Source organism: Carnobacterium mobile DSM 4848 (assembly GCF_000744825.1).
In the GTDB taxonomy this organism is placed as follows: domain Bacteria; phylum Bacillota; class Bacilli; order Lactobacillales; family Carnobacteriaceae; genus Carnobacterium_A; species Carnobacterium_A mobile.
Window position 1 is genome coordinate 899,394 of sequence record NZ_JQMR01000001.1, and the last position, 12,928, is coordinate 912,321.

At 35.0% G+C, this 12,928-nt stretch carries 12 protein-coding genes; 1 reads left to right on the forward strand and 11 read right to left on the reverse strand.

The annotated features are described in order from the left end of the window. Positions 1–8 precede the first annotated feature (8 nt). A complete protein-coding gene (gene opp3C, locus BR87_RS04085; RefSeq protein WP_211249994.1) occupies positions 9–1,001 on the reverse strand; it encodes an oligopeptide ABC transporter permease in 993 nt (330 codons plus the stop codon). Between the two features lie 55 nt (positions 1,002–1,056). After that, a complete protein-coding gene (gene opp3b / locus BR87_RS04090; protein ID WP_035029025.1) occupies positions 1,057–2,001 on the reverse strand; it encodes an oligopeptide ABC transporter permease in 945 nt (314 codons plus the stop codon). 257 nt (positions 2,002–2,258) lie between these two features. Here opp3b and BR87_RS04095 point away from each other — a divergent pair, with 257 nt between their 5' ends. Beyond that, positions 2,259–2,621 carry a DUF3899 domain-containing protein gene (locus tag BR87_RS04095; RefSeq protein WP_035029028.1) on the forward strand — a complete coding sequence of 121 codons (363 nt, stop codon included), beginning with the start codon at positions 2,259–2,261 and terminating at the stop codon, positions 2,619–2,621. Positions 2,622–2,733: 112 nt separating this feature from the next. On the opposite strand, the gene lplA is transcribed toward BR87_RS04095, so the two are convergent. The 9 genes from lplA to infC form a co-directional block, all read right to left on the reverse strand. Then, a complete protein-coding gene (lplA, locus tag BR87_RS04100; protein WP_035029031.1) occupies positions 2,734–3,753 on the reverse strand; it encodes a lipoate--protein ligase in 1,020 nt (339 codons plus the stop codon). A gap of 71 nt (positions 3,754–3,824) precedes the next feature. Beyond that, complete coding sequence (locus BR87_RS04105; RefSeq protein WP_035029035.1) at positions 3,825–4,571, reverse strand: MBL fold metallo-hydrolase; 747 nt, start codon at positions 4,569–4,571, stop codon at positions 3,825–3,827. 121 nt (positions 4,572–4,692) lie between these two features. Next, positions 4,693–6,096, reverse strand: a complete 1,404-nt coding sequence (hemG, locus tag BR87_RS04110; RefSeq protein ID WP_035029038.1) for a protoporphyrinogen oxidase — start codon at positions 6,094–6,096, stop codon at positions 4,693–4,695. Between the two features lie 105 nt (positions 6,097–6,201). Beyond that, complete coding sequence (locus BR87_RS04115; protein WP_035029041.1) at positions 6,202–7,284, reverse strand: M42 family metallopeptidase; 1,083 nt, start codon at positions 7,282–7,284, stop codon at positions 6,202–6,204. A 165-nt stretch (positions 7,285–7,449) separates the two neighbouring features. Continuing rightward, positions 7,450–9,102 (reverse strand): peptide ABC transporter substrate-binding protein, encoded by a 1,653-nt coding sequence (locus BR87_RS04120; protein ID WP_035029044.1) that lies wholly within the window; start codon positions 9,100–9,102, stop codon positions 7,450–7,452. A 194-nt stretch (positions 9,103–9,296) separates the two neighbouring features. Next, entirely contained in the window at positions 9,297–10,982 is a 1,686-nt protein-coding gene (locus BR87_RS04125; RefSeq protein WP_035029047.1) for a peptide ABC transporter substrate-binding protein, read from the reverse strand. A 711-nt stretch (positions 10,983–11,693) separates the two neighbouring features. Then, positions 11,694–12,053, reverse strand: coding sequence for a 50S ribosomal protein L20 (gene rplT / locus BR87_RS04130; protein WP_035029050.1), 360 nt, complete (start codon positions 12,051–12,053; stop codon positions 11,694–11,696). 100 nt (positions 12,054–12,153) lie between these two features. Then, positions 12,154–12,351, reverse strand: a complete 198-nt coding sequence (gene rpmI / locus BR87_RS04135; protein ID WP_035029053.1) for a 50S ribosomal protein L35 — start codon at positions 12,349–12,351, stop codon at positions 12,154–12,156. Positions 12,352–12,375: 24 nt separating this feature from the next. Then, the gene (infC, locus tag BR87_RS04140) at positions 12,376–12,897 is read right to left on the reverse strand and encodes a translation initiation factor IF-3 (protein ID WP_035029056.1); all 522 of its coding nucleotides are present in this window, start codon (positions 12,895–12,897) and stop codon (positions 12,376–12,378) included. Between the last annotated feature and the right edge of the window lie 31 nt (positions 12,898–12,928).

A 12,928-nucleotide genomic window follows, 5' to 3' on the forward strand; every position in this document is an offset into this window, starting at 1 on the left:
TCACCTCGCTAATCTTTCATTTTTGGATCAAAAGCATCACGTAATCCATCAGCCAATAAGTTAAATGAAATCATTAAGATACAAATAACTGCTGCTGGATACCACATTAAGTGAGGTAAGAAGCGGAACGTTTTGTATCCATCATTAATTAAAGTTCCCAATGAAGCTGTTGGTGCCGGAATACCGATTCCGATGAAACTTAAGAACGCTTCAAAAAAGATAGCTGCTGGAATCGAGAACATAGTTTGGATAATGATAATGCCTGATAGATTTGGAATAATGTGCTTGATAGCAATTTTAACAGGAGACTCTCCCAATGTTTTAGCTGCTAAAATATATTCTTGGTTTTTCAATTTCATGGTTTGTGCTCTGATGACCCGAGCCATTGAAATCCATCCCGTAATAGCTAAAGCGATAATAATCGATTTAATACCTGGATCCAAGACTAGTAGCATTAGGATAACAACTACTAAGTTGGGCACTCCAGAGAGAATTTCTAATAACCGTTGCATGGCATTGTCCACTCGGCCACCCATCCAGCCGGAGACTAATCCGTAAATAACTCCGATCGTCAAGTCAAATAAAGCTGCTACAAAAGCAATCAATAAAGATACGCGGGTTCCATGTAAAATACGCGAAAGCAAATCGCGGCCTAAACCATCGGTCCCTAAGATATAGTACGTATCTTTGGGTACATTTTGTTCTTGGTATTTGTCAACGCGCGTTCCGCCCAACATCTGTGTACCGTTTAATCCATTAATATTTACACCAGGAATTTTCGGCGGCAAATTGGCTTGCGAAACGATTTGAACATTCGGTTCATGCGGTGATATAACTGGAGCAGCTATACTTAAGATAACAAATACAATCAATACAAACAAACTAACTACAGCTGCTTTGTTCTTTTTCAGCCGTCTCCAAGAATCTTGTAAGAAACTTAATGAAGGCGCCGTTATTTTTTCATTGTCTTCTGTATCTGAACTTTCAGCCGGATTAAACATTTCAGGAGACAATTTTGTTGTTTCATCAACAAATTTTTGTTCTAACTCACTCATTTTACTTGTCCCCTCCTTCAGTTGAAACACGAATACGCGGATCGATAACACCATATAAAATATCAACAACTAAGATAATGCCTACTAACAATGCAGAGTAAAGAATCGTTACACCCATAATTGTAGGATAATCATTTGTCATAATTGATTTAACGAATTGTTCTCCAATTCCGGGAATAGCAAAAATATTTTCTACTACCATTGAACCAGTCATCAGCCCAACAGCCATAGGTCCTAAAATCGTCACTAATGGAATCAAAGCATTACGAACCCCATGTTTAAATGCTACTGTCCAACGACTCAGACCTTTAGCACGTGCTAGTTCCACATAATCGCTGCTAAGTACTTCTACCATTTCTGTTCGGATAAAACGAGCCGAATCAGCCAATGGTGAAATTGCTAAAGCTATTGTCGGTAAAATAGAAGATTGGAATCCGCTCCATAAAGCGATAGGGAACCACTTCAAATAAACACCAAAAATAAGTTGCAATAATACAGCAATAACAAAGTTAGGAATCGACCGCCCTAAGATAGCTGTAAATGTCGCAGTAGTATCTATCCATGTATTTTGATTCATTGCGGCTATTACACCGAGAACAATCCCTAATATTGTTCCTAAAGCAACCGCCTGAACTCCCAGCTGCATGGAAGGCCCTACCCGAGTAGATAAGAGTTCCGTTACAGGAGTATTATTGAATTGGAAAGAAACACCTAAATCTCCTTTCAATAGTCCTGTTATATAGACTAGATATTGAACCGGAATGGGTTCATTTAATCCATATTTTTCATTCATGATGTAAATTTGTTCTTCTGACAGCTTATCCTGGTTACTGTATGGAGTACCGGGTAAAAGCTTCATCAAGAAGAATGTGATCGATGCAATTAAGAATAATGTCAATAACATATACAAGATACGTTTCCCAAGAAATTTAGCATAACTTTTCATCGATTTGAGCACCTCCAACGATTAATTTTATTTCTATTCAAAAAGAGAATATACTATATAGAATAGCTTGTCAAAAGGATAATTGCAAAAGAATTTTTATTTCTTTTTGTTTATAACATTTGTAAATGAGAAAACAATGGCGGAAATACTCACTTCTTAAGCCTTTTTTTCATTATTTTGTTATTTTTATTTTTTTATTGTATTTATATTCGTTTTACTGTAAATTGAATCTTAGTAGACATTTCAGGAGGCACAAAATGAAAGCAAAACTTACTGTTAAGAACCTTATTATTCTAATTTTAGCCTTATGCTTAATAGTCGAATTACTTATCTACCATAGAATAAGTTTTTTACAAACCACAAATTTTACTTTTATTGTTTCGAGTCTTTTTTTAATGGTCGGTCTTTTTTGGGCCGTTCTGCATTCAGGAGCTTTTGATTTTTTTCATTTCAGTATGAAAAAAGTTACTTCTAAATTAAGAAGAGAAGAGCTTTCTGAAGAAACTGAACAGATTCCCTTATCAGCTGCTGTAGGAAAAGGGTATATTTTTCCCTTACAAGTCGGCTTTGGGCTGCTGATCATTTGTTTAGTAACATTATTAGGGTACTATTTATTTTAAATGACAGTATTGGGTAGGTTTAGCTCCCTACGAATGAGACAGTAAAAAAACAAAATCAGAAACGGTTTCTTTTTTAGAAACCGTTTCTGGCTAATTTGTTCTAACGTTGTTATTAATAAATTAGGTGAATTAACTCTTCTTTGGTGATATTTCCAAAGTATTTTTTTATATCAATTTTATCAAAAACTTCTCCGATAGCTTGAGGTTCATATTTGATTCCAGTTAATTTTTCTTCAACATCTGAAATTTCACCTAATCCAAAAAAGTCGCCATAAATACGGATGTTTTTAATTTGGCCTTTATCCACGTTCATTTGAAATTCAACAGAACCAATCGGGAACCGATGACGACGTACCAATTCAAATTTTGGAGATTTTCCATAATTCCAATCCCAATTTCGATAATACTCGTTAGAAATTTCTTCGATTTTTTTCCAATCCTCATCCGTTAACTTATATTCTTTAACTTCTTCTCTTGAATCAACATCAAAAATATTTAACAATAGTTTGTCGCGAAATTCTTTAGTCGTAATATATTGATAATCATCAGATAGATAAGGACGGATATTGGTTACACGGCTTCTAATAGATTTGATGCCTTTAGACTCAATCTTATCTTTACGAACTTTCAATGCTCCAACGACCGCTTCCACATCACTGTCAAACATTATCGTACCATGAGCTGTCATCCGTCCGTTTGTAGAGTACATAGCATTTCCTGAGAATTTTTGTCCATCGATCACTAGGTCATTGCGTCCTATTAAAGCTGCTCCTTCGACTCCCATCTTATGCAGAGATTGAATCACAGGTTCAGTGAATTTGCCAAAATCACGGAATGAGTTGCCATCATCTTTAGTAATAAAACAAAATGATAAATTACCAAAGTCATGATAAACAGCCCCTCCTCCTGATAAACGGCGGACGATATGGATGTGGTTTTTCTCTACATATTCTGTATTGATCTCTTCAATCGTATTTTGATTCCGACCAATAATAATAGAAGGTTCATTTATATAGAAAAGTAAAATCGGCTCGTCTAATGTTAACTGTTTTAGCAAAAAAGTTTCAATTGCTAAATTAATTCTTGGATCAGTAATTTCTTGTCCATTTCGTTCGTTTGCAACAAAATACATGTCTTATTCCTCTTTTCATTATTTCACACTTGGCTAAAAACTTTGTTGATATAAGGCTTTAACTGACTGTTCTAAATTGTGATTACTAAATCTTTTTTTGCTAAAGTTACCTTTGTTTCCGGAGCTTCATTGACAGCTTGAGCTTTTAGCAGTTCTAAATCTCCTTCTTGCGGCAAATGAGTCAGGATCAATTGATTTACTTGCGCTTCTCTAGCAATTCGAGCCACTTCGATTGAAGTCATATGGATGCGATGATTTTCCATCCCTTCAAAAAGGTTTGTGTCTGCTAATAAAACATCAGCCTTTTCGCTGAAGGGAATAAATTCTGGTAAATAGCCCGAATCAGCTGTAAATACTACTACTTTTCCTGAATTTACCTCTGTTATTCTTAAAGCAAAACAAGGTACTGGATGCAGGGTTCTCATAAAGTCAATTTCAAATGGTCCAATCGTTAGCTTTTCATTTTCTTCATACCCCACACCTTCTGTTACTCGTTCCAGAGTTAACCGGTTAAAATTTTCTTGGTCTTCTTGATGGCCATAAATAGGTAAAATAGGTGCCCGGCGTTCATCATTATCCATTCGTTTCAATTGTCTGGTAAATTGCAATACTCCTATGTCTGCAATATGATCTGCATGGTAATGAGATAAAATTACAGCATCTAATTTTAAAGGGTCAAGATGATTTTCAAGTGAAATTAATGATGCGCTTCCTGCATCGATTAATAAGTGAAAGTCTTCGGATTCTAATAGGTAAGAACTGGTTCCTTCGTTTTTTGTTGGGTAACCTCCCCAATAGCCTAGCACTGTTAGTTGCATCTTTGTTTTCTCCTTTTGTTTTTGACTTCTTTCATTACCATACACCACTATTAGAAAAATGAAAATAAAAAAGCCCCTTTTAGAATAAAATAAGGACTTCTTCATCTACTTTTGCTTTCTTTTACATACGATTTTGTTTTTTTATATATTCAACCAATTGTTCTCCCACATGGTTCCCTTGTTTAATGCATTGATTGATACCAAATCCTGACAAGCCGTGTCCTGCAATATAAACACCAGGAAATTCCTTCCGAAGCAATGATTCAATCTGTTTCATTTCTTCTTCTTGCGAGATGGTATATTGAGGTATTGCATTAGGCCATCTTTTTATCACGCGAGAAAGGGGTTTTTCAGTAATACCTAAAATGATTTCAAGGTCTTTTAAAATGGTCTCTTCGATTTCTTTATTACTTAATGAAACTAAAATATCTTCTCCATTCCGGCCAAAACTAACTCCGATTAATACATCTTCACTTTTATTTAAAGTAGGCCACTTTTTATTTAAAAAAATAATCGACGTAACAAAAGAATCGTTTCTTCTAGGAGTAACAATCCCGAATCCTTTTGGCTCGTTTTTGATAGCTTCTTTTGAAAAACTAAAAACAATGTATCCAATGGAAGCCGTATCTACTTTGTTAAATACTTCTTCTATTTCAGAATGTCGAATTAGTTTAGCATACTCAGTAATAGGCGTAGCAACACAAATAGCACCTACTCGAACTTCCTCTTTATGATTAATATCGAGAATATAAGTATTTTGTTCGTTTTTTTTAATTTCAAGAACTTTTTTTCTGTACTTGATATACGGTTTTAAATTTTCTTCCAGTGCTTCTGTTAATACAGACAATCCTTTCTGAAAAGTTATATAATTCCCTGACCCGTCTATTAACTCTGGATGGTGTTTCAACCCTTTCGTCAGACTACCGTATTTCATTTCTAACTCATAAAGCTGTTCTTTGGAAGCTTTAATCCCCATTCTATCCAAGTCACTAGCGTAGATCTTTGTGAAAAAAGGCTCGATGATATGTTCTACCATCTCATCTCCAAAATGCTTTTTCAAATAAGCTCCAGTTTCAATATCTTGTTCTACTTTTTTAGCCGAAAAAAAACAAGATTTATAACTAGCTAATTTCCCGTGAATCGTTAATAATTTGTCTTTCCATATATCCCTTTTTTTGATAGGTATCCCCTTAAATGTAGGATAATTTAATTGATGTAATTGGTTATAAAAGAAAATATCCGGTTTATTACCTTCACTATAAATCAATTGATTCTCAAGCCCTAGTTCCTTAATTAAAGCTAACGCTTCAGGATAACGTACATCAATTGATTCGGCTCCCATATCAAGGTATCGTTCATCAGCATTTATAGTATAGATCTTTCCGCCTATTTTTAGTGATCCTTCTAACAGAATCAATTCAAAGGGTAAATTTTCTTTTTCGAGCTTTTGTTTGACTCGGTAAGCTGTAGTCAAACCTGTTATACCACCACCAATTATAGCAATTCTCTTTTTAGCTCTCTCCATTTGCTTCATCTACCCCTTTAAAAAATAGCTTAGCTGTGAATAACTCAAACTTTTCAAAGTATACTCCGTTATCAGCCTGCTAATGAAAAATAAATTTTAATGAAATCAATTCATTCTTATCTTTTCAACCGTTTTACTATCCAATCGTTTAACTACTTCTGTAACTAGTTTTACAGTATTTAAATAATCCTCTTCATGAATGACTGAAGTATGGGAATGAAGATAACGGGTTGCTACTGTAATAGCCAGTGAAGGAATCCCATTACGTGTTACATGTTGGCTTCCGGCATCTGTTCCACCTCCAGCAATAACGGTGTATTGGAAAGGTATACCTAACTCTTCAGCTACTCCAACAACAAAGTCACGTAATCCCTTATGAGCTACCATAGAAGCATCGTAGATAATGATTTGCGGCCCTTTACCTAACTTTGAATCTGCTTCTTTAGCTGTCATCCCTGGCGTATCTCCTGCTGTTCCCGTATCCAATGCAAAGGCTATATCTGGGTCTACGGTATACGTTGCTGTTTTAGCACCGCGTAGCCCAACTTCTTCTTGGACATTTCCAACAGAAAAAGCCTTATTTGGATGTCCTTCTTCAGCAATATTTTCTAGTACTTTCAATGCTACTGCTGTACCAATTCGATTATCCCATGCTTTCGCCAATAGAAATTTCGAATCGTTTAAGCGTTTAAATTCAATATAAGGCGTCACCATATCTCCCGGTTTTACTCCCCAAGACAAAGCTTCTTCTTTACTTGAAGCACCAATATCAATAAACATATCTTGAATATCGTAAGCTTTATTCCTCACATCAGCTGTTAAAACATGCGGAGGTTTACACCCAATCACTCCATGTAAAACTTTATTGCGTGCTGTTGTGATTTCAACTTGTTGAGCCAACATCACTTGTGACCACCAGCCGCCTAAAGTTTGAAACTTAATAAATCCTTCATCTGTAATAGCTGTAACCATAAAGCCGACCTCATCTAAATGGCCTGCAAATAAGACTTTAGGTCCAGTTTTATCTCCAACGTGTTTAGCAATTACACTTCCTAATCCATCATAAGTAATAGAATCAGCTGATTTTTCAGCATAACGGACGAAAACTTCCCTTACTTGTTTTTCATTTCCCGGGACTCCTTTAGCATCCGTTAATTCTTTTAACATTTTTAAATCTTTCTCATCCATATGTGAATCCCTCCAATAATATCTGTTCTTCTTATACTATATCATTCTATGACAGAAAAAGGGTGCACTTTTTTAACCTTTAACTAAAAGAAGCAAGAAGGATTGGTTTGAACTCCTTCTTGCTTTCAATATAATTGTATTATTTAAAAAATAGGGTTTATTTAATTATTTTTCAATAGAAGCCCATTTGAAAGAATATTCTGGTCCTACTAAATGTTTACCGATATTTTTGACATAAGGTTTTTCTAGAATCGCGTTATAACGTTGGTAAATAGGTGCAATTGCTGCTTGATCAAGGAGCAGTTTTTCTGCTTCGATCATATCACTCCATCTCTTATCTAGATCATTTAAATCTGTAGTGTTTACTTTTTCGAGTAAAGCATCGTATTCAGGTATAGAAATGCTGGCTTTATTATTTGAATTTGTTGTTTCAAATAATTCAAGGAAATTGATTGGATCAGCAAAGTCTGCTCCCCATCCCGCCATTTGAATATCGTAATCTTGACGACTATTTACATCAATACGAACTTTAAACGGCACTGAACGAATGTTGATTTCCAATCCTGGAAGATTTTGCATCAATTGTCCTTGCATATACTCAGAAGATTTCTTAGCATTCTCTGAATCATCAGAAAGAAGTTCTAGCTTTAATGAATCTACTCCTAATTCAGAAAGCCCTTTTTTCATATATTCTTTGGCAGCTTCTTTATCATAGATAAGCAAATCTCCATTTTCATCTCGAAAATCTTCGTCTGTTGACGGATTTTTAACTAATCCGCTTGGTACCAGACCATTAGCCGGCAAGGAACCATTTTGTAATATTGTTTTAGCATAGGCTTCTTTGTCAAATGCCATTGAAATAGCTTTACGAATATTTTCATTGGCTAATGGCGTTGGTTGTCCATTGCGTTCTTGATTGTATTTAAAGTAAAAAACAGAAGATGTAGGAGCAGATTTTAAATCAGGATCACCTTGTTTAGTTTGTACGTACTCTCCTGTTAATTTCATAGAATCAATTTCTCCTGCATCATACAAGTTAATGGCAGTAGAAGTTTCTTTTACTACGTCCACATTGATTTCATCTAACTTAACCGTCTCTGCATCCCAATAAGTATCATTTTTTTCATACGACCAGCTTAAACCAGTCCCATCCCATTTAGTTAAAACAAACGGCCCATTGTATAAAGCATTATCACTACTTGAAGCATACTTGTTACCTTTTTCTGTTACATAATCTTCATTTTGAGGCAAGAACATTGATAAAGACAGCAAATCTTTAAAATAAGGAAGCTCAGCTACTAGTTGGATTTCTAATGTTTTATCATCAATTTCTTTTACTCCTAATTCCTCTGGTTTTAGTTCTCCTTTATTGATTTCTGTCGCATTTTTTATTACGTCTTCCATCATATAAGCAGATTGAGAACCTGTCTCTGGATTGACCAAACGACGCCAAGCGAAAACAAAATCATTAGCAGTAACAGGATCTCCATTAGACCAGTTTGCATCTTCTCTGATTTTAAAGGTATATGTTAATCCATCTTCGCTAATAGTAGGCTCTTCAGCAGCCATTGCGAGCTCTGGTTCGTTCTTTAGATTCAAACGGTACAATCCTTCCATTACATTATTCATAACGGTTGATCCCACTGTATCTGTGTTTAGAACCGAATCCATCGTCGGTATTTCTGCTGTTTCAATTAAATTTAATTCTTGAGTTGTTGAACCGCCCTTACTACCTTCTGTATTTGAACCGCAAGCAGCCAAAACTGCTGAAGATACTAAAGTAATTCCTAACAAACTCATTAACTTGATATTTTTCACCCATATTCCCCCTAATAATGAACTGATTTCTGATAAACTTGTCTAAAACTAACATAGTTGATTCTATCACTATGGGAAAACAGTCGCAAACCGCCATCACTTACTTCTAATGAATCTTTTAATATTTTCACATAATCATAAAAAAAAGAAGCTGCCCATGGCAACTTCTTTTTTTATGATTATTAAATAGAGACTTATTTTCCGTCTACATAAGCCCATTTGTATGAGTATTCTGCACCCACTAAGTGAGCAGCAATGTCTTTAACATATGGTTTTTCTAAAACAGCATTATAACGTTGGTAAATTGGAGCAATCCCAGCTGTATCCATCAAGATTTTTTCAGCATCTAACATACCAGTCCAACGTTGCTCTAAATCATCTACCTCGCTTAATGAACTCTTAACTAAAGTATCGTACTCATCGTTAGCGTAGCTTGATTTATTGTTCCCGTTGTCTGAAGCAAATAATTCTAAGAAGTTGATTGGATCTGCATAGTCAGCTCCCCAACCAGACATTTCAATATCGTAATCTTGTTTTGTATCAGCATCCAAACGTACTTTGAATGGTACATTACGTAATTTGATATCTAATCCTGGCAAGTTTTGAGTTAATTGTCCTTGCATAAATTCTAGAGATTTTTTAGCATTTTCCCCATCATCTCCAAGAATTTCTAATGTCAGGCTATCTTTACCAATTTCTTCTAACCCTTTTTTAAAGTATTTTTGAGCTTCTTCAACATTATACGTTAATAATTCTCCATTTTGATCACGGAAATCTTTTCCAGTGTCCGGATCAACGGCTAATCCTTGCGGTACTAACCCGTCAGCTGGTAATGAACCATTTTGTAAAACGGTTTTTGCATAAGCTTCTTTATCAAATGCCATAGCTAGTCCTTTACGGATGTTTTCATTTGCTAAATCAGTTTTCTCACCGTTACGTTCTTGGTTAAATTTGAAGTAGAAAACAGAAGAAGTTGGTTCTGATTTTAAATCTGCATTTCCTTGTTGAGTTTGTACATATTCTCCTGTCAATCTCATGCGGTCAATTCCGCCAGATTCATATAAGTTTAAAGCAGTAGATGTTTCTTTTACAACATCAAAATTGATTGTATCCAGCTTAACTGTGTCTGCATCCCAATAATCTTCATTCTTTTGGTATACCCAGCTTAATCCAGTTCCATCCCATTCAGTTAAAGTAAATGGACCGTTGTAAATCAAGTTGTCGCTGTTTGATGCGAATTTGTCTCCTAATTCTTCTACATAAGCTTGATTTTGTGGATAGTACATTGGCAATGTTAATAAATCTTTAAAATAAGGAACTGCACGAACTAATTTAATTTCCAATGTTTTATCATCTACTGCTTTGACACCTAATTCACTTGGTTCCTTTTCGCCGTTAATGATTTCAGTCGCATTTTCGACAACATCTTGAATCATGTAGTTGTAAGAAGCTGCTTCAGCTGGATCAGCTAAGCGCTGCCATGCATATACAAAGTCATCAGCAGTTACCGGATCGCCATTTGACCAGTTTGCATCTTCTCTGATTTTAAAGGTATAAGTCAGATTATCTTCACTAACTTCAGGTTCTGCTTCAGCCATTCCTAAAACAAGTTTACCGTCTAAACCTTGGCGATAAAGTCCTTCAAAAACGTTATTCATAACGTTCCCGCCGACAACGTCTGTATTTAAAACAGAGTCCATTGTTGGAATTTCGCCACTTTCGATTAGATTTAGAACTTGTTCATCATCCATTTTTTTATCAGATGATTTAGAAGAAGATGCTGAGTCTCCGCCTCCATCAGTATTTCCGCCACATGCTGCTAATAATAACGCTGAAGTAGCTGTAATTCCCAATAAACTTAAAAATTTATTTTTTTGCATAATGTTTTCCCCCTGTTTTTTAATGCCCTCCACATATATCAACTCAAATGAGAATAATATTAGGTTGCTCAAATAATATTATCATCTTATTATCATATAATCAATAGTAATTTCCATTTATCTTAATTAATTCCAGATTATACGATATTAAAATAAGTATTTGATTAAAAAATACTTCTAATAATAAAATGAATATGACATATTTTTTAGTTTACAAATGGACACACATTTATAAAAATAACCTAAAAAAAGAGTGGACACCAGAGCAATTAGCGAGGTGTTGGATATTTCTTTCGACAGATTATTAAGGCAGGATAAACAGGTAGCAAAAGATACGACAAAAAATAATATGATAATAACATTGGTGTTAGTATTTCACCTGAAAATGATTCAAATGTTAGTAAACAATTTTATGTGAAAGTGAATAAGAGCGGCAGTTTAGTTGAATCTAAGCCGAGCTGGACTAAAAAAGAGAAGCAAATGATAATAAATTACCTTTCAAAGTACCAAGATATCCATAAAGACCTCATCAAAGAAAGCATTGAAAAAAGAAATGAAATTGTCGGCAAATCAGACTAAGCTAGTGTTGAAAAGATAAAGTAATTCAAGTAGTGATTATACATTTATCTCTACACATACCAAGATTTATTATTTAAATAAAAAAACGGTTCAGCACTATAAAAGTGTGAACCGTTTTTCATCTATCATTCTTTATTTGTTTAATGCAGTTTTAGCTTGTTCAGTTAAAGCAGTAAAAGCTGCTGCATCGTTAACTGCGATATCAGCCAACATTTTACGGTTGATATCAATTCCAGCTACTTTAAGTCCGTGCATCAATGTGCTATAGCTCATGTTGTTCATACGAGCAGCTGCGTTGATACGAGCGATCCATAATTTACGGAAATCACGTTTCTTTTGACGACGGTCTCTGTAAGCATATTGATAAGATTTCATTACTGCTTGTTTTGATACTTTAAATAAAGTATGTTTTGAACCATAGTAACCTTTTGCTAATTTTAATACTTTTTTGTGACGTTTACGAGTAACCGTCCCACCTTTAACACGTGGCATATTAATTTCCTCCTTGAAGATGTTTTCTTATAAGAAAACTCTTTACGATAATTAGTGTCTTTTATAAAACTGTTAATCCCGTTCTAAATGAACTAAAAAATTACCAGTTAGCTAATTGTTGACGAATACGTTTGTAGTCGCCTGCTGAAACCATTGCAGATTTACGTAATTTACGTTTTTGTTTTTGTGATTTATTTGCGAACATATGGCTTGTTTTTGCATGGTGACGTTTTAAACCACCATTACCTGTTCTTTTGAACCGTTTAGCAGAACCACGGTGTGTTTTTTGTTTTGGCATGTTTGTTTCCTCCTCGAAATACTCTTACTTTTCAGTTTTTGGTGCTAAAATCATGAACATGCTGCGTCCATCCATTTTAGCAGCTGATTCGATACTAGCGATATCAGCAGTTTCTCGTGCTAATCGATCTAAAACTTTCTTACCAATCTCTTTATGAGTAATGGCACGACCTTTAAATCGGATTGATGCTTTGACTTTGTCGCCTTTTTCAAGGAATTTACGCGCATTGCGTAATTTCGTATTGAAGTCATTTACGTCAATTGTAGGACTTAAACGCACTTCTTTAAGGCTGACGATTTTTTGATGTTTACGGGCTTCACGTTCTTTTTTCTGTTGTTCAAAACGGAATTTCCCATAATCCATAATACGTGCTACGGGTGGTTTTGCTGTGGGCGCTACTAAAACTAAGTCTAAGTTCGCTGCTTCTGCAATTGCCAATGCTTCACTTTTAGTCTTAAGACCAAGTTGTTCACCATTACTACCTATAACGCGCAATTCACGTGCACGAATGCCGTCATTTACCATCATATCTTTTGCTATGGTCATACACCTCCATTAGATTTGAGAGAAAGAACAG